General features: G+C 60.2%; 23 protein-coding genes. 5 read left to right on the plus strand and 18 right to left on the minus strand.

Annotated features, from left to right (window positions below; genetic code table 11):
- Positions 1–238: 238 nt before the first annotated feature.
- From ACVDHI_RS15640 to ACVDHI_RS15665, 6 genes are read right to left on the minus strand one after another with little or no spacing between them, the layout of a single operon-like run.
- Positions 239–1417, minus strand: coding sequence for a hypothetical protein (locus ACVDHI_RS15640; protein WP_201927644.1), 1179 nt, complete (start codon positions 1415–1417; stop codon positions 239–241).
- Between the two features lie 2 nt (positions 1418–1419).
- Positions 1420–2082 carry an energy transducer TonB gene (locus ACVDHI_RS15645; RefSeq protein ID WP_042016113.1) on the minus strand — a complete coding sequence of 221 codons (663 nt, stop codon included), beginning with the start codon at positions 2080–2082 and terminating at the stop codon, positions 1420–1422.
- Complete coding sequence (locus ACVDHI_RS15650) at positions 2079–2480, minus strand: ExbD/TolR family protein (protein WP_010672232.1); 402 nt, start codon at positions 2478–2480, stop codon at positions 2079–2081. Before ACVDHI_RS15650 ends, ACVDHI_RS15645 begins: the two co-directional genes overlap by 4 nt.
- On the minus strand, positions 2477–3007 hold the full coding sequence (locus ACVDHI_RS15655; protein ID WP_010672233.1) for a MotA/TolQ/ExbB proton channel family protein: 531 nt from the start codon (positions 3005–3007) through the stop codon (positions 2477–2479). Before ACVDHI_RS15655 ends, ACVDHI_RS15650 begins: the two co-directional genes overlap by 4 nt.
- Positions 3004–4311, minus strand: coding sequence for a MotA/TolQ/ExbB proton channel family protein (locus tag ACVDHI_RS15660; protein WP_447212255.1), 1308 nt, complete (start codon positions 4309–4311; stop codon positions 3004–3006). Before ACVDHI_RS15660 ends, ACVDHI_RS15655 begins: the two co-directional genes overlap by 4 nt.
- Entirely contained in the window at positions 4308–5069 is a 762-nt protein-coding gene (locus ACVDHI_RS15665) for a DUF3450 domain-containing protein (RefSeq protein WP_319909549.1), read from the minus strand. Before ACVDHI_RS15665 ends, ACVDHI_RS15660 begins: the two co-directional genes overlap by 4 nt.
- Before the next feature lie 211 nt (positions 5070–5280).
- Between ACVDHI_RS15665 and ACVDHI_RS15670 the strand changes: the two genes are divergently transcribed.
- Complete coding sequence (locus tag ACVDHI_RS15670) at positions 5281–6057, plus strand: LuxR family transcriptional regulator (protein ID WP_010672236.1); 777 nt, start codon at positions 5281–5283, stop codon at positions 6055–6057.
- 60 nt (positions 6058–6117) lie between these two features.
- Here the strand turns inward: ACVDHI_RS15670 and glmS are convergent, their stop codons facing one another.
- Both glmS and ACVDHI_RS15680 read right to left on the minus strand, forming a co-directional pair.
- On the minus strand, positions 6118–7950 hold the full coding sequence (glmS, locus tag ACVDHI_RS15675) for a glutamine--fructose-6-phosphate transaminase (isomerizing) (protein WP_447212256.1): 1833 nt from the start codon (positions 7948–7950) through the stop codon (positions 6118–6120).
- 55 nt (positions 7951–8005) lie between these two features.
- The gene (locus tag ACVDHI_RS15680) at positions 8006–8779 is read right to left on the minus strand and encodes a DeoR/GlpR family DNA-binding transcription regulator (RefSeq protein WP_010672253.1); all 774 of its coding nucleotides are present in this window, start codon (positions 8777–8779) and stop codon (positions 8006–8008) included.
- 122 nt (positions 8780–8901) lie between these two features.
- On the opposite strand from ACVDHI_RS15680, the gene blrA reads away from it, so the two are divergent.
- The 4 genes from blrA to creD all read left to right on the plus strand — a co-directional run bounded on the left by blrA (position 8902) and on the right by creD (position 13439).
- Entirely contained in the window at positions 8902–9576 is a 675-nt protein-coding gene (gene blrA / locus ACVDHI_RS15685; RefSeq protein ID WP_041214171.1) for a beta-lactam response regulator transcription factor BlrA, read from the plus strand.
- 34 nt (positions 9577–9610) lie between these two features.
- Positions 9611–11032, plus strand: coding sequence for a beta-lactam sensor histidine kinase BlrB (gene blrB / locus ACVDHI_RS15690; protein WP_447212257.1), 1422 nt, complete (start codon positions 9611–9613; stop codon positions 11030–11032).
- 99 nt (positions 11033–11131) lie between these two features.
- A complete protein-coding gene (blaOXA, locus tag ACVDHI_RS15695; protein ID WP_323920948.1) occupies positions 11132–11926 on the plus strand; it encodes a class D beta-lactamase in 795 nt (264 codons plus the stop codon).
- A 121-nt stretch (positions 11927–12047) separates the two neighbouring features.
- Complete coding sequence (gene creD, locus ACVDHI_RS15700) at positions 12048–13439, plus strand: cell envelope integrity protein CreD (protein WP_447212258.1); 1392 nt, start codon at positions 12048–12050, stop codon at positions 13437–13439.
- A gap of 51 nt (positions 13440–13490) precedes the next feature.
- Here the strand turns inward: creD and glmU are convergent, their stop codons facing one another.
- The 10 genes from glmU to ACVDHI_RS15750 form a co-directional block, all read right to left on the minus strand.
- The gene (gene glmU, locus ACVDHI_RS15705) at positions 13491–14852 is read right to left on the minus strand and encodes a bifunctional UDP-N-acetylglucosamine diphosphorylase/glucosamine-1-phosphate N-acetyltransferase GlmU (RefSeq protein ID WP_447212259.1); all 1362 of its coding nucleotides are present in this window, start codon (positions 14850–14852) and stop codon (positions 13491–13493) included.
- A 93-nt stretch (positions 14853–14945) separates the two neighbouring features.
- Positions 14946–15374: a F0F1 ATP synthase subunit epsilon gene (locus ACVDHI_RS15710; protein WP_010672259.1), complete on the minus strand. Its 429-nt coding sequence runs from the start codon at positions 15372–15374 to the stop codon at positions 14946–14948.
- 18 nt (positions 15375–15392) lie between these two features.
- Positions 15393–16781: a F0F1 ATP synthase subunit beta gene (gene atpD, locus ACVDHI_RS15715; protein ID WP_010672260.1), complete on the minus strand. Its 1389-nt coding sequence runs from the start codon at positions 16779–16781 to the stop codon at positions 15393–15395.
- A gap of 33 nt (positions 16782–16814) precedes the next feature.
- The gene (gene atpG / locus ACVDHI_RS15720; protein WP_010672261.1) at positions 16815–17681 is read right to left on the minus strand and encodes a F0F1 ATP synthase subunit gamma; all 867 of its coding nucleotides are present in this window, start codon (positions 17679–17681) and stop codon (positions 16815–16817) included.
- Positions 17682–17723: 42 nt separating this feature from the next.
- Positions 17724–19265 (minus strand): F0F1 ATP synthase subunit alpha, encoded by a 1542-nt coding sequence (gene atpA / locus ACVDHI_RS15725; protein WP_010672262.1) that lies wholly within the window; start codon positions 19263–19265, stop codon positions 17724–17726.
- A gap of 15 nt (positions 19266–19280) precedes the next feature.
- Positions 19281–19814, minus strand: coding sequence for a F0F1 ATP synthase subunit delta (gene atpH / locus ACVDHI_RS15730; protein ID WP_010672263.1), 534 nt, complete (start codon positions 19812–19814; stop codon positions 19281–19283).
- Between the two features lie 13 nt (positions 19815–19827).
- Entirely contained in the window at positions 19828–20298 is a 471-nt protein-coding gene (gene atpF / locus ACVDHI_RS15735; RefSeq protein ID WP_010672264.1) for a F0F1 ATP synthase subunit B, read from the minus strand.
- 51 nt (positions 20299–20349) lie between these two features.
- The gene (gene atpE, locus ACVDHI_RS15740) at positions 20350–20589 is read right to left on the minus strand and encodes a F0F1 ATP synthase subunit C (RefSeq protein ID WP_010672265.1); all 240 of its coding nucleotides are present in this window, start codon (positions 20587–20589) and stop codon (positions 20350–20352) included.
- A gap of 58 nt (positions 20590–20647) precedes the next feature.
- Positions 20648–21430, minus strand: a complete 783-nt coding sequence (gene atpB, locus ACVDHI_RS15745; protein WP_010672266.1) for a F0F1 ATP synthase subunit A — start codon at positions 21428–21430, stop codon at positions 20648–20650.
- 8 nt (positions 21431–21438) lie between these two features.
- On the minus strand, positions 21439–21849 hold the full coding sequence (locus ACVDHI_RS15750) for an ATP synthase subunit I (RefSeq protein WP_010672267.1): 411 nt from the start codon (positions 21847–21849) through the stop codon (positions 21439–21441).
- Between the last annotated feature and the right edge of the window lie 82 nt (positions 21850–21931).

Consider the following 21931-nt stretch of genomic DNA (forward strand, 5'->3'; position numbering starts at 1 on the left):
TTATCGCGTTGAGGAGGCGCATCTTACGCTCCTCACTTCGAAAGTCAAGCGGTTGTTTTCGCTTTTCTTTCGGCGCCCACTTCGCAAGAAAGCTGGCTCATCAGGTTGGCGTAGTCCGCCGTGCTGGTAGGGGCGCATTATAGGGAGCCGCGCCGCGATGACAAGAGCTTTTTGTAAAAATGCGCTCGTTTGCTGAAAAAGCAGGCTAAACCCCATGAAATGAGAGTTTACCCCAGTTTCATGCCGCTTTTTTGTTCATACCGTCAGTCTGGGCCTGAATGTAGTTGACCCAGCTGGTCGCCCTGTCTTGCCAGTTGTTCTGCTGTTGCAGCTCGCGAGCCAACACCAGCGCCTGAGCATATTGTTCTTTATTGAGGTGTGCCTGCACCAGCAGGGCCTTGGCTCTGTTGCCCTGCTCTCCCTTCACCGACTTGATGGCCACGAGCTGGGTCATGGCCGCATCCGTCTTGCCCTGTTGCAGCAGCAGTTCGGCGGCACGCATGGCGGCCTTGGGATGAGCATGTTCCCGGGCAAGCAGCTGCCAGCTGTCCACAGCCTTCGGCCACTCACGTGCCCCTTCCCACAACTGGGCCAGCAATTGGCGATTCTCGGCGTTCTGCTTCATCACCCCCTTGGCCATGGCAGACTCCAGCATACGCGCACCACGATAGGGCAGTCCCTGCCAGGCATACAGGCGGATCAGCTGGTTGCGGGCGGTGGCATCATCCATCAGTTGACGGTCGATGGCGGTTTGCAGCAGTGCAAGCGCTCGATCACCACGCTTGGCGGAGAGATTGAGCGACACAGCCTGCTGCCACCACTTGCTCTCTTTCGGCTCGCGGCGGATCAACTCTTCGGCCTGATCCGCAGCCACGCCGTAACGCTGCAATGCAGTGAGGGCGGAGAGGCGGATGATGGCCGCCTGCTTCTGCCAGCTTTTCTTCAACAGTTGTTCACTCTGGCTGGCTGCCTCGCCGTACTGCTTGTTGTGGTAATAGAGGCCAGCCAAGCGCAGACGCAAGGCATCGTCAGCCTTGATGGCCAATGCGGCCTTGTAGCTGGCGATGGCGCCGGACCAGTTGGATTGCTGGGCCTGGATATCCCCTCGCAGACGCAACAACTGAAGTCGTTGCTGCTCTGGCCACTCTTTATAGGCCAGAGCCTGCTCCACGTAGCGACTCGCCTGCGCGGTCTGCTGCAGGTTGGCGGCCAGAGAGGCCTGTAACTGCGCCAGCCAGGCGTGCTCAGCCTCGGAACCGGGTTTGAGCACAGCCGCCTTGCTCTGGGCCTGTTGCCACTGGCCGGATTGATAGAGCTTCATCACGGGCTCCAGCTGGCGGGAGAAATGAGGGCTCACCTCCATCGCCAGACAGGCTTGGCTGACCAGGGCCAGCAGACAGATCCAGATCCGCAACATGGTTATGACTCCAATTTGAATTTGAGCGTGATGACTTGCACCAGCTTGTCGGTGGCGCCCGGCCTCGGCTGATAGCGCCACTTGTTGATCGCCTGAATGGCCGCTCGCTCGAACTGGCGCTTCGGCTTGGCCTCGACCACCTCCACATCCTGTACCCGCCCATCGGCATCGACGCTGAAACGCAAGGTCACGGACCCCTCGATGCCGGCCTGCTGGGCCCGGTAGGGATAAACAGGCTCAACCCGTTGCAGTGGCATCAAGAGGTCACCGGCACCGATTCCAGCGCCCTGCTGCTGACCATGGAAATTGCCGCTCGCGACCGGAGTGGGACTGGTCGCCACGCCAGGGGCAGAGACCTGTACCGCACTCAGAGTCGAGACCAGATCCAGGCTCGGTTGTACCGAAGGCAACGGGGCCGCCGCCGGCATGGGCATCGGTGTCGAGGCCAGCGCGGCAGGCGGCTCCGGCAGGGGTTCCGGCTCCTGGGGTACCGGCCGCTCACGCACCTGTACCTCGGTCACCTCGTTCTGCATGTTGATGACGATGGATTTCTGCTCTGTGGTCGCCTTCTCCCCTCCGGGCGGCTCCACCAGGGTGGCCATGAACAGCAGGATGCCCAGACTGAGGGCGATCCCCAGTCCCAGGCTCATCAACTTGTGTTTCATTTCGGTGCCACCGCCACGGCGATGTTGGCGATGCCTGCCGCCTTGGCTTCATCCATCACCCGCACCACCTTGCCGTGGGGTACCCGTTCATCCGCCTGGATCACCAGGCTTGCCTCGGGCTGCTCCGCCAACAGTCTGGCGAGGGTGGCCTGCACCCGCTCCACATCCACCTGTTTGCGGTCGAGGAAGATCTGCCCCTGAGCGCCGATCGCCAGCATGATGCTGGACGATTTCTGCGCCTTGGCCTGGCTGGCCTGGGGTCTGTGTACCTCAAGCCCGGCTTCGCGCACGAAGGAGGTGGTCACGATGAAGAAGATCAGCATGATGAAGACGATATCCAGCATGGGGGTCATGTCGATCTGCACTTCATCGCGCTGGCGTTTGGATTGCCGTCTCATTGCATTACCTTCTCTTCTCGCAGGCCGTCCCGGGTCTTGGCCAGCGCACGCTTGGCCTGACTCTCGAGCCGGCTGAGTAACAACACGCCGGAGAGGGCCACCACCATGCCTGCCATGGTGGGGATGGTGGCGCGGGAGATCCCGCCCGCCATGCTCTCCGGGTTAAAGCGGTTGGCCGCAGCCAGCGCATCGAATACGCCTATCATGCCGGTCACTGTACCCAGCAACCCCAGCATGGGGCAGAGCACCACCAGGGTGCGGATGAAGATCAGATGACGGTTGAGCGCCAGCTCCACTTCTGCCAGCCAGCGCCCGCGAATCGCGCGAGCGTGCCAACTGTGACGCTCGCGACGCGCCTGCCAGCGGCCCAGCAGCTCACGCTGCAACGGTGCAAACCCCAGGTTGAGGTAGAGCAGCCGCTCGATCATCAGAATCCACATCAGCACCAGCAAGGCCAGAATGACCCAGAGCACCGGGCCGCCACGGCCCATGAAGCTCTGCAACTGCTGCCAGATGTCGAGCATCATGCTACCCGCTCCACCCTGTCACCATTGCTTTCGGCCCGCTCGGCCAGGATCCCGGCCACCTGCTGTTCCAGCACGTTGGAAAGCTCGGTGAAACGGGACTGCAACAGGCTGTGGGCCAGGATCAGCGGAATGGCCGCCACCAGACCCTGCACCGTGGTGACCAGGGCCATGGAGATGCCGCCCGCCATGATCTTGGGATCGCCGGTACCGAACTGGGTGATGGCCTGGAAGGTGCCGATCATACCGGTCACTGTCCCGAGCAGACCCAGCATGGGGGCGATGGCCGCGATCACCTTGACCATGCCGATGCCGCGCTCCAGGCGAGGGGTCTCCTGCAGGATCGCCTCATCCAGACGCAGTTCGAGGGTCTCCATGCTCAGTTCTGGATGCTTGTCAGCCACCGTCAGCACCCGGCCGAGGGCGTTGCCGGCATGATATTCACCGCTCTTGAGCTGGCGACGAACCCGACCCAGTTCGCGAGAGAGGCTCCACAGCCGTACTCCAGCGATCCCCAGGCCGATGGCTGCCAGCAGCACTATGATGGCGCCGACCTGGCCGCCCTGCTGGACTTGCTGCCAGAAGGTGGGCGCCTGGGCCAGCATATCGAGCAGAACACCGTGGGAGGGATCCAGCGGCAACGCTTCTCCCTCCTGACCCTGATAAGCGGCCACAGCGGAAAGCACGCTGCCTGGCAGGCCCAGCACCGGACTCAGGCCTTCGGCCTCCGGTTGCAAGAAACCCGCATCGCCCAGCAGGGCGAAGCTGCCGATCCGGGTCAACGTCTGCTCGCTGGCAACGCCCTGGGCATCGAGCACCTTGCCGTTGAACTGGGCAACCCGGCCCGATTCGCGGATCTCCTGCAGCAAGGTGGCTGGCAGCAGGGCAAGGGCGGCGCGATCAGGCACCTGTTTATCCTGTGCCATGGTTTTCAGCGGGGCGAGACGATCAGGATACTGGCCCTCGACGGCGGATTCGCTCAGCAACTTGACCGCATCGCTGGCGCCCTGACGGGTGACCGCAAAGATGTCGTTCATGTCGCCGGAGGCTTGCTCCCACTGGGTATTGAGCTCCACCAGCTGCTTTTCATTGGCCGCGAACTGACTGGCCAGCTCCTTGCTCAGGCGCTGGGCCTCGGCCAGCTTGGCACGGGCACTGCTCAGCTCCCTGGAGACAGATGCCAGATCCTGCTGAGCCTTCTGCTCACGGGCCTGTTCCTGCTGCTGCCAGGCTTCCTCGGCCACGGCGGCTGTGGTGCCCAGAGAGAGCGCGAGGGCAAGGGGTAACCACTTCATGGTGACGCTCATGACTGGGCCTCCTGACCACGGCTGACGGAAAGGGGGACATTCAACAACTGGGGAACCTTCTTGTCGGCAGCCATTTCCAGCGCCTCGGCGATGGGGGAGAGCCACTGGCCGTCGAGGGCTTGCCACTGCTTGTGCTCGGCAGACCAGCGCCACGCCTGGGAGCGATCGGCGGTCATCGCCAGCAGGGAGACCCGGCCCAGTGCCAGCACGTCGACCCGGCGCGGTGCGCCATCCAGCACCAGCTCGGCGGAATAATGGTCCAGCCTGCTGCCGTATTCGGCTTCAATCTGATAGGCCTGCAATAGCTGGTGGAACTTCTCCGCCTCGCTCACATCGGCTCTGGCCAGCGTCGCTTTCAAGGCAGCAACCCGCGCCAGACGATCCTCCCTGCGCAGCGGGATGTCATCCTGTACCAGCTGTTCCAGATCGGCTTGCATCTGCAGCATCAGGGGGACAAGCCCCTGTCTGGTCTCCTGTACCGCCTCCAACTGCTGGTTCAGCTTGCCCAGCTCGTTTTGCTGATCGGCCACCAGAGACTGCATGTAGCGGTTGTAGGCTTCCAGATCCCGCAGTTGTAGTTGGGCATTTTGCAGCTCAATCCTGGCGGCGACGGCGCCATCGGCGGCTTTCTCCACACGCAGCTGGGAGGCTTTCCCGGCGGCGATGCTGTTTTTCAGTGCCGGTGCAACCAGCTCGTCGGCGCCAGCAGCAAAGTGGACTAACAGTGGTAACAAGGCCAAACCCCAAAACTTGTTCATGATATAAATCTTAACAATGATAACTATTCTCATTGTCTCAAAGAGTAGGGTCACTGGCAATCAGATGATTTTCTTGGCCTCTGGCCGAAAAAACAGGATACTTTTTAGACAAGTACGGGAATAACTGGCGTTGGTAGTCGCAACACCATTTTAAATAACTAAAAAATGTCTTTTCGATCAGCAAGATAAGTGATCGAAAAAGGAGACTTACATGTTTAACGATGCGATCTGGGAACACATAGATCGGTTCACCAAGGCGAAAAAGACCAGCGAGATCCAGCAACAACTGGAGCGCTTCAGTCATCAGATGGGGTTTGATTACTTCCGTTTGCTGATTATTTTCCCCATCAGCATGCAGAAATCCCATGTGGCCTTGTTCAACAACTGCCCCACCAGCTGGTTTGATGCCTATTCGGAACGGCACTACCTGACCCAGGATCCGGTCGTCTTCCTGGGACTGAAGCAGACCCAGCCCATCTTCTGGAACAAGCTCGATTGCGATGCCCCCTGGTTGCCCAGCGCCAGCAGGGAGGTGATGAACCTGGCCGCCGACTTCGGGGTGAGGAACGGCGTCTCCTTCCCGCTGCACACGCCGCAGGGGGAACACGGCATCCTCTCTTTCATCAGCAAGGAGAAGTCCAATTCCGATCTGATGTTTGAAAACGTTCCCCTGCTGTCATTCTGCGCCAGCTACATCTTCAACTCGGCCCTGACCCTCATCAAGGCCAGACCAGACCTGATGAAATACCTGGCCGAGCTGTCGGATCGGGAGAAGGAGTGCCTTTTCTGGGCCAGCGAGGGCAAGACCTCCTGGGAGATCGCCACCATCCTCGGCATCAGCGAGCGAACCGTGAACTTCCACCTCAATCAGGTCACCAACAAGACGGACTCGCGCAACCGCAACCAGGCGATCGCCAAGAGCATCTCCAGCGGCATCATTGTGCCTTCCCTGGACGACGTCACCATCACCAACCTGCGGCTGTCGTAGTCTGTTTTGCCAAAATAAAAAGAGCCGCAATGCGGCTCTTTTTTCATTTCCGGCGACGGCTTATTCCACAGTCACGGATTTGGCCAGGTTGCGCGGCTGATCCACGTCGGTGCCCTTGATGAGGGCCACGTGGTAGGAGAGCAACTGCAACGGCACGGTATAGACGATGGGCGCGATCATCTCTTCCACGTGGTTCAGGCTCATCACCCGCATGGTCTCGTCGCTCTTGAAACCGGCGTCCGCATCGGCGAACACATAGAGGATACCGCCACGGGCACGCACCTCTTCCACGTTGGACTTGAGCTTCTCCAGCAGATCGTTGTTCGGCGCCACGACGATGATGGGCATCTCGGCATCGATCAGCGCCAGCGGGCCATGCTTCAACTCACCGGCGGCATAGGCCTCGGCGTGGATGTAGGAGATCTCCTTGAGTTTGAGCGCCCCTTCCATGGCGATGGGGTACTGGCTGCCACGACCGAGGAACAGGCTGTGGTGCTTGTCGGCAAACTCTTCGGCCAGAGTCTCGATCTGCTTGGCCAGGGCCAGGCTCTCCTTGATACGCACAGGCAGGGCTTGCAGCGCCTTGACCAGTTCGGCCTCGGCGGCGGCGCTCAGGTTGCCACGGCAGTGACCGACGGAGGCCACCAGCATCAGCAGACCGGCCAGCTGGGTGGTGAACGCCTTGGTGGACGCCACCCCGATCTCTGCCCCAGCCCGGGTCATGAAGGCCAGGTCGGATTCACGCACCAGGGAGGAGCCCGGTACGTTGCAGATGGCCAGGGAGCTCATGTAACCGGACTCCTTGGCCAACCGCAGGGCGGCCAGGGTATCGGCGGTTTCTCCGCTCTGGGAAAGAGTCACCAGCAGGCTGTTGGGGCGTACCACCGACTTGCGGTAGCGGAACTCGGAGGCGATCTCCACGTCGCAGGAGACACCGGCGATCTCTTCAAACCAGTAGCGGGCCACCATGCCGGAGTTGTAGGAGGTGCCGCAGGCGACGATCTGGACGTGCTCGACCTTGTCGAAGATGGCGCGGGCGCCGTTGCCGAAGGACTCGACCACCACGTGATCGCTGCCCAGGCGGCCTTCCAGGGTGTTGGTGATGGCCTTGGGCTGCTCGTAGATCTCCTTGAGCATGTAGTGTCGGTATTCGCCCTTGTCACCGGCATCGTGGGACAGCTCGGACTCCAGCTCCTCGCGTACCACGGCATGGCCGTTGGTATCGAAGATGTGCACGTCGCGGCGGGTCACTTCGGCCACATCGCCCTCTTCCAGGAAGATGAAGCGGCGGGTCACCGGCAGCAGGGCCATCTGGTCGGAGGCGATGAAGTTCTCGCCGATGCCGCGGCCGATCACCAGGGGGGAGCCGGAGCGGGCCACCACCACGCGGCTGTCGTCACGGCTGTCCATCACCACGGTGCCGTAGGCGCCGCGCAGCTGCTTGACCGCGACCTGCATGGCCGCCAGCAGGCTGGGGGCGGATTTCAGCTCGTGGTGCATCAGGTGGGCAATCACTTCGGTGTCGGTGTCGGAGCTGAACACATAGCCCAGCGCCTTCAACTCTTCCCGCAGCTCTTCGTGGTTCTCGATGATGCCGTTGTGCACCACCACGATATGCTCGGAGACATGGGGGTGAGCATTGCGCTCGGACGGCTCGCCATGGGTAGCCCAGCGGGTGTGGGCAATGCCGGTACCACCGTGGACGGACTGCTCTTCCAGTGCCTTGGCCAGTTCGGCCACCTTGCCGAGGCGACGCACCCGCTGCAGCGGCTGGTTGGCGCTGAACACGGCGACACCGGCCGAATCGTAGCCACGGTATTCCAGACGGCGCAGGCCCTCTACCAGGATTTCAGCCACATCACGTTGGGCGACGGCCCCGACGATGCCACACATAGACTTCTCCTTGAAACGTAAGACGTTAATTCGGTTGGATAATGGTTTGTTCAAATCACACGGCCACGGGGGCGCAAATCAGCGTGATCCCCCTGGCCTGAATCTGTTCTCTGGCCGCATTGCTCAGCCCCTCGTCGGTCACCAGGGTATGGATGCCGGACCAGGGCAGCTCGAGATTGGGGATTTTTCGGCCGATCTTTTCCGACTCAACCATGACGATGACCTCCCGCGACACCTCGGCCATGACCCGGGAGAGGCCCACCAGCTCGTTGAAGGTGGTGGTGCCCCGCTCCGGGTCGATGCCGTCGGCTCCGATGAAGAGCTGGTCGAAGTCATAGGAGCGCAGCACCTGCTCCGCCACCTGCCCCTGGAAGGATTCGGAATGGGGATCCCAGGTCCCGCCTGTCATCAGCAGGGTGGGTTCGTTTTCCAGCTCACGCAGGGCACCGGCCACATTGAGGGAGTTGGTCATGACGATGAGGCCGCGCTTGTTGCCCAGCATGGGGATCATGGCGCTGGTGGTGCTGCCGCTGTCGATGATGACGCGGTTGTGATCGCGGATCCGCTCGGCGGCGGCGCGGGCAATGGCCAGCTTTCGATTCGAAACTTGTTCCGGGTTGCTGTCCACCACCATCTCGCTGGGGAGGGGAACGGCACCGCCGTAGCGACGCAGCAACAGGCCACCGGTCTCCAGCACCGCCAGATCTTTGCGGATGGTCACCTCGGAAGTGGCGAAGTGTTTGGCCAGGGCATCGACGCTGACTTCCCCCTGCTCCTGCACCAGACTCACTATGGTGTGACGGCGCTGCTGTGTGTTGCGTTTGGTCATTTGTAAGTTTCGATTCGAAAGAATGGCGAAATATTAATGCCTTTTCGGGAAAAATCAAACGGCAAATAGGATCCGATTTGGTTCGATGCCAGAATGAGGAACCGATTTGCGACGAGGACGCCATGCAAAAACGACTCATCTGGCTGGTGGAAGATGAAGCCAGCATTGCCGATACCCTGATCTATGCCCTGCAGACCGATGGTTTCGAGGTGGAGTGGTTCCCCCTCGGTCAGCCGTTGCTGGCGCGACTGGAACAGACGCGACCGGATTTTTTGATCCTGGATGTGGGGCTGCCGGACATCAGCGGTTTCGAACTGTGCAAGCGGGTGCGGGCACTGACCGATATTCCCCTGATGTTTCTCACCGCTCGCAGCGAGGAGATAGACAGGCTGATCGGGCTGGAGATAGGGGCAGACGACTACGTGGCCAAACCCTTCTCGCCCCGTGAGGTGTGCGCCCGGGTGCGGGTCATCCTGCGCCGCAGTCAGCCCGCCCCCTACCAGCCGATACAGCCACTCGCCCTGGACGAGGAGCGGGCACGAATCTGCTTCCTGGGCCAGCCCCTGACGCTCACCCGCTATGAGTACCTGCTGCTCAAGACCCTGATGCAGGCGCCGGGTCGGGTCTACTCCCGCCAGCAGCTGATGGATCTGGTGTGGCAGGATGCGGAAGAGAGTCTGGATCGCACCGTCGACACCCACATCAAGACCCTGAGAGCCAAGCTGCGAGAGCGGGACCCTGACGCCAACCTGATCCTGACACACCGCGGGCTGGGCTACAGTCTGGAGCTGGCATGAACTCAGGGTGGCCGGGCATCGGCAGGGGGATGAGATGAGAATCGGATTGCAACTGCTGTGCGGCCTGGTGCTGATCTTCGCCCTGGCCGCCTGGTTCGTGCTGGAGATCTTCGTCGAGGAGATCAAGCCCGGGGTACGCAGCGCCACCGAAGATACCCTGGTGGACATGGCCCAGATGCTGGCCCCCCTGGCCCTGGACGACATGCAGGAAGGAAAGATGGCGAATGGTCGGCTGGCCAGCGCCTTCGCCCGCCTGAACCAGAGTCCCATCAATGCCCTCATCGATGGCCACCTCAAGCAGCAGGCGGAGTACCGCATCTATGTGACCGACGCAAAAGGCAGGGTGGTCTACGACTCGGACGGGGTGGATCTGGGCAAGGACTATTCCCGCTGGAACGACGTCTACCTGACCCTGCGTGGCGAATATGGCGCCCGCAGCACCCGCAGCGACCCCGACGATCCCGCCAGCTCGGTGATGCACGTGGCCGCCCCGCTGCGGGAAGGGGATGGCATCCTCGGCTCCCTCACCGTCGCCAAGCCCAACAGCACCCTGCAGCCCATGATAGAGCGCAGCGAACACCAGTTGCTGAAAGGGGCGGCCCTGCTGCTGTTCATCTCGCTGCTCATCGGCGCCTTGCTGGTGTGGTGGCTCAACCGCGCCATCGGCAAGCTGGTGCACTATGCGGATGCAATCAGCCAGGGTCAGCCCGCCAGCCTGCCGCGCCTCTACAGCCCCGAACTGGACAGGCTAGGCCACTCCCTGGAGACCATGCGCCGCCAACTGTACGGCAAGGCCTATATCGAGGCCTATGTCCACAGCCTGACCCACGAGCTCAAAAGCCCGCTGGCGGCAATTCGCGGGGCGGGGGAGATCCTGGCCGAGGCGCCGCCGCCGGACATCGCAAAGCGCTTTATCGGCAACATCAATCTGGAGACGGCTCGCATGCAGCAGCTGATCGAACGCATGCTGCAACTCGCCCGCCTCGAATCAGGGCAGGGGCTGGACAGACAATCCGTTGAGCCGGCCCGGCTGGGCAGACGGGTGCTCGACGCCCGCCAGATCCAGGCCCAGCGCCGCCAGATCGCCCTGCACGCCGAGCTGGGGGAAAGTCAGAAGCAGAAGTGGGATCCCCTGCTGGTGGAGCAGGCCCTTGGCAACCTGCTGGACAACGCCCTCGATTTCGCCCCCGCCGGCAGCACCCTGGTGCTGAGCGGCGCCATGGAGGAGGGGGGTTACTGCTACCGGGTGCGGGATCAGGGTCCAGGCATTCCCGACTTTGCGCTGCCCAGGATTTTCGAGCGTTTCTACTCCCTGCCAAGGCCGGACAAGGGAAAAAGCAGCGGCCTCGGGCTCAGTTTTGCCATGGAGGTGGCACGCCAGCATGGCGGCCATCTTGCTCTTGCCAATCAGCCGGGCGGGGGGGTGCTGGCCACACTGTGGCTGCCCGGCAACTGAGGACACTTCACACCAAGCACACAGAGCCGGGCTAAGCTGCACCTCCTCGATGACGACCGTCCCCGTCGATGCGCATTCATATTAATCAAGGAGATAGATATGCCCCGTATGCTGTTGTCCGGTCTGCTTGCCGCCGGCCTCTTCTGTGCACTGCCTGCCAGCGCCGCTTCTGGCTGCATGCTGTTTGCCGACAGCACCGGCAAACCCGTCAGCACCCAGGGGGACTGTGCCGCCCAGTTGACCCCGGCCTCCACCTTCAAGATCCCGCTGGCACTGATGGGCTATGACAGCGGCTTTCTGGTGGATGAACAGCTGCCGGCCCTGCCGTTCAAGGCCGGTGATCCTGATTTCCTGCCGGAGTGGAAACAGACAACCACCCCGAGCAGCTGGATGCAATTCTCGGTCATCTGGTACTCGCAGCGCCTCACCGAGTGGCTGGGAGAGGCTCGCTTCCAGCACTACGTGGACAGCTTCGACTACGGCAACCGGGATCTCGAAGGCAACCCGGGCAAGCACGACGGTCTGACCCAGGCCTGGCTCAGCGCCAGCCTCGCCATCAGCCCCCAGGAGCAAGCCCGCTTCCTTGGCAAGATGGTGAGCGGCAAGCTGCCGGTCTCCGCCCAGACCCTGCGCCATACCGCCAACCTGATGCGTCAGCCCGACATCGACGGTTGGCAGATCCACGGCAAGACCGGCATGGGTTACCCCAAGCTGCTGGATGGCAGCCTGGACAGGGAGCAGCAGATCGGCTGGTTCGTCGGCTGGGCCAGCAAACAGGACAAGACGCTCATCTTCGTCCACACCGTTATCCAGAAGCCGGGCAAGCAGTTCGCTTCCCTCAGGGCCAGGGAGGAGGTGTTCGCCGCCCTGCCGGCCCGGTTGAAGACACTCTGATGCCAGCAACACCGGCGCCTGGCGCCGGTTTTTTTATCCCCCTTCACCACCGCTTCACACTGCCCCATCCTCCCTTCACGCGACCCCGGCACACTCCCGTTCAACAACAAGGAGACGTGTCATGGTCAAACAGATTTTCACCCACAAGATCGCCCTGCTGCTGTTGCTCTGCCTGCTGATGATGATCCCGGTTCACGCCATCATGGAGCTGAATCGGGAGCGCCAGGCCTATCGCAATCAGGCCATTCACAGCATCATGGCCAGCCACAGCGGGCCACAGCGCCTGATGGGGCCCGTACTGGTGCAGCCCTATACCCGAGCCGTCACCGTCGAGCAGGATGGCAAACATTTCGTGCGCAAGGAGCAGGTCTATCGCTACCTGCTGCCCAAGAGGCTGGATGTGCGGGCCAGCATGGAGGTGACCCCGCGCAAGCTCGGTATCTATCAGGCCCAGATTTATCACAGTCGCCTCTCCCTCTCCGGCCTGATGCCCACCAGCCTGGCTGACAAGGGGCTGGTGGCCGGTAACCCGAACCTGAGCTTCGACCCGGCGGATCCCGCCCTGGTGCCGGGCAAACCCTATCTCAGCCTGATCCTCTCCGATGCCCGGGGCATCAGCCGCGTACCCGAACTGCAATGGGGGGAGCAACGCATCCCGTTTGCCCCTGGCGCCCAGCTGGGGGACGGGCGAGTGGGGATCCATGCCCCGCTCGACGCCTTGCCAGACGAAGATGGCCGCTTTCACATCGAGCTGGATCTGCAAGGCATGAATGCGCTGGAAGTGGTGCCGCTCGGACAGGACAGCCGGTTTCACCTGAACGGAAACTGGCCCCATCCCAATTTTCTCGGCGACTTTCTGCCCGGTGAACGCACCCTTGCGGATCAAGGGTTCGAGGCAAGCTGGCAGACCAGCTGGTTCGCCACCGACATGGAGAGCCGCTTCAACCGCATGATGAAGGGAGCCGGTACCAAACTGCCGTCATTCAGCGTCAGCCTGGTGCAACCGGTGGATCACTATCAGCTGAACGAGCGGGCCGCCAAATATGCCCTGCTGTTCATCGGCCTCACCTTCATCAGCTTCTTCATGTTCGAGCTGCTCAAGGGGCTGCGGGTACACCCCATCCAGTACGCGCTGGTGGGCATGGGGCTGGCCATCTTCTATCTGGTGCTGCTGGCGCTGACCGAGCATCTCGGCTTTGCCTGGGCCTATCTCATTGCCGCCCTGGCCAGTGTGGCCCTCAACGGCTTCTACCTGAGCCATGTGCTGGGCGGCCCAAAACAGGGCATGGGATTCGCCGCCCTGCTGGGGCTGGTCTACGCCATCCTGTTCGGGCTGCTGCAGGCCGAGGAGACAGCCCTGTTGCTCGGCGCCCTGCTGCTGTTCGCCACCCTGGCGCTGGTCATGGGGCTGACTCGCAAGCTCGACTGGTATCAGGTGATGGAGAACAGTCCCTCCGCCACCGCATGGGCGGCCCCCCAGCCATCGACCAGTGACACCAGCCATCAGCCATAAGCAAAAAAACCGGCGCCCTCGGGCGCCGGTTTGCATTTCATTGATCGGGCATCACTTCTTCTTGACCGGGCGAGCCCAGTTCGGAATGTGGCGCTGGGGCACCCGGGTGATCACCAGCTCGTTTTCCGCCACATCCTTGGTGATGGTGGAACCCGCCCCCAGGGTCGCCCCCTTGCCGATCCGCACCGGCGCCACCAGCTGGGTATCGGAGCCGACGAAGACATCGTCCTCGATGATGGTCTGGAACTTGTTCACCCCATCGTAATTGCAGGTGATGGTGCCGGCACCGATATTCACCCCGGCTCCGATCTCGGCATCACCCAGATAGGTCAGATGACCGCACTTCGAGCCCACCCCCAGCCGAGCCTTCTTCATCTCGACGAAGTTGCCGACATGGGCATCCTGCTCCAGCACGGCACCCGGGCGCAGGCGGGTAAAGGGCCCGACCGAGCACTGGTCGGCAATTTGCGCACCTTCGATGACGGAGTAGGGTTTCACCTCGGTGTGGTCGCCGATCACGCAATCCTTCAATACGCTGCCGGCACCGATGCGCACGTGATTGCCCAGCACCACCTTGCCTTCGATGATGACGTTGACGTCGATCACCACCTCCTCCCCGATTTCCAGGGTGCCGCGCAGATCGAAACGGGCCGGATCGAGCAGGGTGGCGCCAGCGATCATCAGCTTCTCGGCCTGCATCTGCTGGTAGCTGCGCTCAAGCTGGGCTAACTGCACCCGGTTGTTGGCCCCTTCCACTTCCATGGTGCTGTCAGGGTGGACGGCGGCGATGGCACAACCATCCCCATGGGCCATGGCGATGACGTCAGTCAGATAGAACTCGCCCTGGGCATTCTTGTTGTCCAGGCGGGAGAGCCAGCTGCGCAGCTGACCACCGTTGGCCACCAGCACGCCGGTGTTCACTTCGCGGATGGCAAGTTGCTCGACGTTGGCATCCTTCTGCTCGACAATGCCGACCACCTGACCGTGTTCCCGCACGATGCGGCCATAGCCGGTCGGGTTGTCCAGTACCACGGTCAGCAGCGCCATGCCATCGTCGGTCTTGGCGGCCAGCAACCGTTGCAGGGTCTCGGGCTGGATCAGCGGGGTATCGCCGTAGAGCACCAGCACGTCGTCTTCGTCATGCCAGAACGGAATGGCCTGGGCGACGGCATGGCCGGTCCCCAGTTGCTGAGCCTGCAGCACCCAGTTCAGGTCGGATGCCTGGATCCGCTCCTTCAGCAGTTCGGCGCCGTGGCCATAGACCAGGTGCAGCTGTTCGGCACCGATCTGGCGGGCGGTCTCGATCACATGGGAGACCATGGGCTTGCTGGCAACGGGGTGCAGCACCTTGGGCAGGGAGGAACGCATGCGGGTGCCTTTGCCCGCAGCCAGGATCACGACGTTGAGAGACATAGCTAGCCTTTGAAACAGGTGGAAATGCTGGGCGGAGTCTATCCAACGGGCAAAAAAAAAGCGACCCGAAGGTCGCTTTTTGCATCACCGTGATTAGCGGTAATTCTTTTTGACGATATCGATAACCCGCAGCTGGGCCATCGCTTTGGCCAGCTCGGCAGACGCCTGAGCATAGTCGATATCACCATGGGAGCTGTTGATCCGCTCTTCGGCACGACGCTTGGCTTCCTGGGCTTTCGCCTCATCCAGATCGTCTGCGCGAATGGCGGTATCGGCCAGCACGGTCACGGCTTCGGGTTGTACTTCCAGCATGCCGCCGGAGATGTACAGCACCTCTTCGCTACCATTTTGCTTGATCAAGCGGACCAGGCCCGGCTTGATGGCAGTCAGCAACGGAGCATGACCGTGGCGGAGACCCAGCTCACCTTCGGAGCCTGATACCTGGGCGGATTGCACGCGACCGGAAAACAGTTTTCCTTCGGCGCTCACCACATCCAGGTGAAAGGAGATCATCTCAGCCATGGGCCCTCCTATCGAGGCTTACAGTTTCTTGGACTTCTCGACGACTTCGTCGATGCCGCCAACCATGTAGAACGCCTGCTCCGGCAGATCGTCATACTCGCCCTTCAGGATGCCCTGGAAGCCACGGATGGTTTCCTTCAGCGGCACGTATTTGCCCGGAGAACCGGTAAATACTTCGGCCACGAAGAACGGCTGGGACAGGAAACGCTCGATCTTACGGGCACGGGCTACGGTCAGTTTGTCTTCTTCTGACAGTTCATCCATACCCAGGATGGCGATGATGTCCTTCAGCTCCTTGTAGCGCTGCAGTACGGTCTGAACGCCACGAGCGGTCTCGTAGTGCTCCTTGCCAACCACCAGCGGATCCAGCTGACGGGAGGTGGAGTCCAGCGGGTCAACGGCCGGGTAGATACCCAGTGCCGCGATCTGACGGGACAGTACGACGGTCGCATCCAGGTGGGCGAAGGTGGTCGCCGGAGACGGGTCGGTCAAGTCATCCGCAGGCACGTAAACGGCCTGTACGGAGGTGATGGAACCAGTCTTGGTGGAGGTGATGCGCTCTTGCAGAACACCCATCTCCTCGGCCAGGGTCGGCTGGTAACCTACTGCGGAGGGCATACGGCCCAGCAGTGCGGATACTTCGGTACCGGCCAGGGTGTAACGGTAGATGTTGTCCACGAAGAACAGCACGTCACGACCTTCGTCACGGAACTTCTCGGCCATGGTCAGGCCGGTCAGCGCCACGCGCAGACGGTTTCCGGGCGGCTCGTTCATCTGACCGTAAACCAGAGATACTTTGTCCAGTACGTTGGACTCCATCATCTCGTGGTAGAAGTCGTTACCCTCACGGGTACGCTCACCTACACCGGCGAACACGGAGTAACCGCTGTGCTCGATCGCGATGTTACGGATCAGCTCCATCATGTTGACGGTCTTGCCTACGCCGGCGCCGCCGAACAGACCAACCTTACCACCCTTGGCGAACGGACATACCAGGTCGATAACCTTGATGCCGGTCTCCAGCAGCTCGGTGCTGTTGGACTGATCTTCGTAGCTGGGGGCTTCGCGGTGGATGGACCAACGCTCTTCTTCGCCGATCGGACCCTTCTCGTCGATGGGGTCGCCCAGTACGTTCATGATACGGCCCAGGGTCGAGGTACCGACCGGTACCTGGATGGCCTTGCCGCTGTTAACTACTTCCAACCCACGACGCAGACCGTCGGAGGAACCCATGGTGATGCAACGCACGACGCCGCCGCCGATCTGTTGCTGAACTTCCAGTACCAGACCCTGGCCTTGGCCTTCGCTGACAACCTTCAGTGCATCGTACACCTGGGGCACGGCATTCTGCGGGAACTCGATGTCCACCACAGCGCCGATGATTTGGACGATGAAACCGTTACTCATGTCAAATCCTCTAAACCTTTGATAACCCTTGCCTTACACCGCAGCAGCACCGGAAACGATCTCTGTGAGCTCCTGGGTAATACTGGCCTGACGGGCCTTGTTGTATACCAGTTGCAAATCGTTAATCAGGTTGCCGGCGTTGTCAGTCGCGGCTTGCATGGCAACCATTCGGGCTGCCTGTTCACTTGCCAAGTTTTCTACCACACCCTGGTAGACCTGGGATTCGACGTAGCGAATCAGCAGGGTATCCAGCAGTTGCTTGGGATCCGGCTCATAGAGGTAGTCCCAGTGGTGCTTCTTGGCGAGCTTGCTGTCTTCTGTTACGGGCAAAGGCAGCAGTTGATCGACTTTTGGTTGCTGAACCATGGTGTTGACGAACTTGTTGTACACCAGATACAGCCTGTCAATCTCACCGTTGTCGTAAGCCTTCAGCATGACCTTCACTGAACCGATCAGGTCATTGACGCTCGGGTTGTCACCCAGTCCGGAGACGTGGGCTTTCACCTTGGCGCCGTGCCGTTCAAAGAAGTTGGAGGCCTTGTTACCGATCAATGCCAGGTCAACCTTGGCACCTTTCGCGCTCCATTGCTTCATATCATTGAGGGCAGCCTTGAACAGGTTGATGTTCAGACCACCACACAGGCCACGGTCGGTGGAGACGACGATGTAACCCACTCGCTTCACCTCACGTTCGATGAGGTAGGGGTGCTTGTATTCCAAGTTCCCCTGAGCGATATGGCCGATCACCTTGCGCATGGTTTCAGCGTACGGACGGCTGGCAGACATGCGTTCCTGCGCACGGCGCATCTTGCTCGCTGCCACCATTTCCATAGCGCTGGTGATCTTCTGAGTGTTCTTCACACTCCCGATCTTGTTACGTATCTCTTTTGCGCCGGCCATCTCTTCTCTCCATCAGGTGGCAGCTTGCGCTGCCACACACGCTTACCAGGTCTGGGTTGCCTTGAAGTCATCCAGCAACGCAGTCAGCTTGCCAACGATCGCGTCGTTGTAGTCGGCCTTGGCATTGATTTCAGCCATCAGCTCGGCATGCTGGGTATTGGCGTAAGAGAGCAGAGCGGCTTCGAAGTCGACGATCTTGCTCAGTTCGACATCGGCGAGATAACCCTTCTCGGCGGCGAACAGCACCAGGGATTGCTGGGCCACGCTCATCGGAGAGTACTGCTTCTGCTTCATCAGCTCGGTGACTTTCTGACCGTGATCCAGCTGCTTGCGAGTGGCATCGTCCAGGTCGGAAGAGAACTGGGCAAATGCCGCCAGTTCGCGGTACTGGGCCAGCGCGGTACGGATACCACCGGACAGCTTCTTGACGATCTTGGTCTGAGCAGCACCGCCCACACGGGATACGGAGATACCCGGGTCAACCGCCGGACGAATACCGGAGTTGAACAGCTGGGAGGTCAGGAAGATCTGGCCATCGGTGATGGAGATCACGTTGGTCGGAACGAACGCGGAGACGTCACCGGCCTGGGTTTCGATGATCGGCAGGGCGGTCAGGGAACCGGTCTGGCCTTTCACGGCACCGTTGGTGAACTTCTCTACGTACTCGGCGTTGACGCGAGCAGCACGCTCCAGCAGACGGGAGTGCAGATAGAAGACGTCACCCGGGTAAGCTTCACGTCCAGGCGGACGGCGCAGCAGCAGGGAGATCTGGCGATAGGCAACGGCCTGCTTGGACAGGTCATCATAGATGATCAGTGCGTCTTCGCCGCGGTCACGGAAGTACTCGCCCATGGAGCAACCGGCGTAGGGAGCCAGGTACTGCAGAGCAGCCGCTTCGGAGGCAGAAGCCACGACCACGATGGTGTTGGCCAGGGCGCCGTGCTCTTCCAGCTTGCGCACCACGTTGGCGATGGTGGAGGCCTTCTGGCCGATCGCAACGTAGACGCACTTAATGCCGGAATCTTTCTGGTTGATGATGGTGTCGATGGCGATGGCGGTCTTACCAACCTGGCGGTCACCGATGATCAGCTCACGCTGGCCACGACCGATAGGGATCATGGCATCGATGGCTTTCAGACCGGTCTGGACTGGCTGGTCAACAGACTTACGCTCGATAACGCCCGGGGCGATCACTTCGATCGGCGAGAAGCCGTCGTTGTCTACCGGACCCTTACCGTCGATCGGCTGACCCAGGGTGTTGACCACCCGGCCCAACAGACCACGACCGACCGGCACTTCCAGAATGCGGCCGGTACCCTTTACCTTCATCCCTTCGGCCAGATCGGCATAGGGACCCATTACTACGGCACCAACGGAGTCACGCTCCAGGTTCAATGCCAGAGCGAAGCGGTTGCCCGGCAGCTCGATCATCTCACCCTGCATGGCATCGGCCAGACCGTGGATACGAATGATACCGTCGCTTACAGAAACGATGGTACCTTCGTTACGCGCTTCGCTTTTGACATCAAACTGCGCAATGCGCTGCTTGATCAGCTCGGCGATTTCAGTGGAATTCAGTTGCATGCTCTAATACCCCAATCAAGATTGCAGCGCATCGGCCATGCGATCCAGCTTACCGCGGACCGTGCCGTCGATAACGAGATCACCGGCCTTGATGAGCACACCGGCCATCAAGGACGCATCTGTGCTGCAATTCAGCTTCACTTTGCGCGCGAGACGTTGTTCCAGAGAAGCCTGAATATTGGCTTTCTGCTGGTCGGTCAGTTCGATCGCCGAAATCACGTCAGCCTGAACTTCTTTGTCCAGTTCAGCCTTGAGCGCGACGAATTCGGCAACGACCGCCGGCAGCACACCCAAGCGACCATTCTCGGCCATCACCCGGATCAGGTTCTGACCGTGCTCGTTGAGCTGCTCACCGCAGACACCGACAAACAGCTTTGCCAGTTCTTCGGCAGCAACGGAGCCGTTTACCAGGCTGTGCATGGTCTCGTTTTCTGCCACCTGAGCGGCGAAATCGAGCATCTCCAGCCATTGGTCAACCGCCTTGTGCTCAACGGCAAACTCGAAAGCAGCCTTGGCGTAGGGGCGAGCGATTGTAGTCAGTTCAGACATAGCCCCGTTCCCGTTACAGTTCTGCTACCAGTTTGTCGACGATGTCGCTGTTGGCAGCCTGGTCGATTTGGCGTGCCAGGATCTTCTCTGCACCCGCGATGGCAAGAGCAGCAACCTGCTTGCGCAGTTCTTCTTTGGCACGATGACGTTCAGCTTCGATCTCTGCACGGCCCTGAGCCAGGATTTTCTCCCGCTCAGCTTGGGCTCCGACAGCGGCCTCATCAATGATCTGGGCCTTGCGTTTGTTGGCCTGATCGATGATTTCAGCAGCCTGAAGCTTGGCTTCTTTCAGCTGATCGGTGGCGTTGGCCTTGGCCAGCTCCAGATCTTTCTTGGCACGCTCTGCAGAAGAGAGGCCGTCAGCGATTTCTTTCTGACGGGCTTCGATGGCAGCCATCAGCGGCGGCCATACGTACTTCATGCAAAACACTACGAAGATGAAAAAAGCAACTGCTTGGCCGAGGAGGGTGGCGTTGATATTCACAGCCGATGTCCTCTTTAGTTAGTTAATGGGTTCTGCGTGAGTCGTAATGACTTAGGCAACCGCAAACATCACATACAGACCCAGACCAACGGCGATCATCGGGATCGCATCCACCAGACCCATCACGATGAAGAACTGGGTACGCAGAACAGGGATCAGGTCAGGTTGACGAGCTGCACCTTCCAGGAACTTGCCACCCAGGATACCGATACCGATGGAGGCGCCGATAGCCGCCAGACCCATCATCATTGCAGCAGCGATGTACAGCAGGTCCATGTTCAAGTTTTCCATGAGGATCTCCATTTATTTAGATGTAATTGATTGTATAAAAAGGATTATTTGAGTTGCATCAACCATGGTCTTCCTGCGCCATCGACAGATAGACGATGGTCAGAACCATGAAGATAAACGCCTGCAAAGTGATGATCAGGATGTGGAAGATTGCCCAAGGCACGGACAGGATCCACTGTGACCACCAGGGTAACAAACCCGCAATCAGGATGAAGATCAGTTCGCCAGCATACATGTTGCCGAACAGTCGCAGACCCAATGAAACAGGCTTGGAAATCAACGTGACGGTTTCAAGGATGAAGTTAACCGGGATGGCAGCAGGGTGGTTGAAAGGCTGAAGCGTCAGCTCCTTCACGAACCCGCTGATACCCTTGACCTTGATGCTGTAGTACAGGATCAAGAAGAACACGCCCAAAGCCATGGACATGGTGATGTTAACGTCAGCAGAGGGAACCACACGCAGATAGGGAACACCCATCAACTGTGCAGCGTGAGGGATAAAGTCAACGGGGATCAGGTCCATGAAGTTCATCAGGAAGATCCACACGAACACCGTCAGGGCCAAAGGTGCGATGACCTTGTTGCGACCATGAAAGATGTCCTTGACGTTACCATTCACAAACTCGACCAGCATCTCCACAAAGCACTGCAGCTTACCGGGCACACCGCTGGTGGCCTTGACGGCAACCTTGCGGAACAACCAGATAAACAGGGCGCCTAGCACGACGGAAAATATCATGGAATCGATATTCACCGTCCAGAACCCGGACCCTACTTGCAGGTGGGTCAGGTGGTGGGAGATATATCCCTGAGGAGTCAGGACTTCTCCGGTTGCAGACATGAGTTTTCCTAATAGTGGTTGTTAAGCGTGAATGAAACTATCCACTGTACAACGAGGGCGAGGATATAAGTGGCGAAGAACGAGGCGGTGTCGACCTCAATCCCGGCGCCAAACAGCAGGGCGAAAAGTCCTGTTGTAGTAATGAGCTTAATCCCTGCCCCACCATAAAAGTCCCGCAAAACCAGGCCTACGCTCTCTTTCGTCACCTTGCGGCGCAGAACCCAGAGCGTGAACAGGGCTTGAGGAACCCAGTACATCCCCCCTCCGTAGAGAGAGGATTGTCCGGCGAACTCTCCCGCCTGATAAAACCAGACGGTGGCGATCGCCAGGATCAGGACCAGCTGACAAACGAGCATAGCCAAGGCCAGCGTCAAACCTTCCAAGGCTATTTTCTGCTTCACCAACCTACCCCTGAACATTACAGAACTGTAAAAAATCGGGATCCGAAGACCCCAGGTTCACAGCTCGAAAAGCCGGTCAAATTATACCCGTGAAGACGGC

The sequence above is a fragment of the Aeromonas sp. 25-248 genome (genome assembly GCF_053005425.1).

Coding starts and splice junctions, on each gene's coding strand:
- ACVDHI_RS15640 (WP_201927644.1), bottom strand. CDS start 1,417: ATGTTGCGGATCTGGATCTGTCTGCTGGCCCTGGTCAGCCAAGCCTGT.
- ACVDHI_RS15645 (WP_042016113.1), bottom strand. CDS start 2,082: ATGAAACACAAGTTGATGAGCCTGGGACTGGGGATCGCCCTCAGTCTG.
- ACVDHI_RS15650 (WP_010672232.1), bottom strand. CDS start 2,480: ATGAGACGGCAATCCAAACGCCAGCGCGATGAAGTGCAGATCGACATG.
- ACVDHI_RS15655 (WP_010672233.1), bottom strand. CDS start 3,007: ATGATGCTCGACATCTGGCAGCAGTTGCAGAGCTTCATGGGCCGTGGC.
- ACVDHI_RS15660 (WP_447212255.1), bottom strand. CDS start 4,311: ATGAGCGTCACCATGAAGTGGTTACCCCTTGCCCTCGCGCTCTCTCTG.
- ACVDHI_RS15665 (WP_319909549.1), bottom strand. CDS start 5,069: ATGAACAAGTTTTGGGGTTTGGCCTTGTTACCACTGTTAGTCCACTTT.
- ACVDHI_RS15670 (WP_010672236.1), top strand. CDS start 5,281: ATGTTTAACGATGCGATCTGGGAACACATAGATCGGTTCACCAAGGCG.
- glmS (WP_447212256.1), bottom strand. CDS start 7,950: ATGTGTGGCATCGTCGGGGCCGTCGCCCAACGTGATGTGGCTGAAATC.
- ACVDHI_RS15680 (WP_010672253.1), bottom strand. CDS start 8,779: ATGACCAAACGCAACACACAGCAGCGCCGTCACACCATAGTGAGTCTG.
- blrA (WP_041214171.1), top strand. CDS start 8,902: ATGCAAAAACGACTCATCTGGCTGGTGGAAGATGAAGCCAGCATTGCC.
- blrB (WP_447212257.1), top strand. CDS start 9,611: ATGAGAATCGGATTGCAACTGCTGTGCGGCCTGGTGCTGATCTTCGCC.
- blaOXA (WP_323920948.1), top strand. CDS start 11,132: ATGCCCCGTATGCTGTTGTCCGGTCTGCTTGCCGCCGGCCTCTTCTGT.
- creD (WP_447212258.1), top strand. CDS start 12,048: ATGGTCAAACAGATTTTCACCCACAAGATCGCCCTGCTGCTGTTGCTC.
- glmU (WP_447212259.1), bottom strand. CDS start 14,852: ATGTCTCTCAACGTCGTGATCCTGGCTGCGGGCAAAGGCACCCGCATG.
- ACVDHI_RS15710 (WP_010672259.1), bottom strand. CDS start 15,374: ATGGCTGAGATGATCTCCTTTCACCTGGATGTGGTGAGCGCCGAAGGA.
- atpD (WP_010672260.1), bottom strand. CDS start 16,781: ATGAGTAACGGTTTCATCGTCCAAATCATCGGCGCTGTGGTGGACATC.
- atpG (WP_010672261.1), bottom strand. CDS start 17,681: ATGGCCGGCGCAAAAGAGATACGTAACAAGATCGGGAGTGTGAAGAAC.
- atpA (WP_010672262.1), bottom strand. CDS start 19,265: ATGCAACTGAATTCCACTGAAATCGCCGAGCTGATCAAGCAGCGCATT.
- atpH (WP_010672263.1), bottom strand. CDS start 19,814: ATGTCTGAACTGACTACAATCGCTCGCCCCTACGCCAAGGCTGCTTTC.
- atpE (WP_010672265.1), bottom strand. CDS start 20,589: ATGGAAAACTTGAACATGGACCTGCTGTACATCGCTGCTGCAATGATG.
- atpB (WP_010672266.1), bottom strand. CDS start 21,430: ATGTCTGCAACCGGAGAAGTCCTGACTCCTCAGGGATATATCTCCCAC.
- ACVDHI_RS15750 (WP_010672267.1), bottom strand. CDS start 21,849: ATGTTCAGGGGTAGGTTGGTGAAGCAGAAAATAGCCTTGGAAGGTTTG.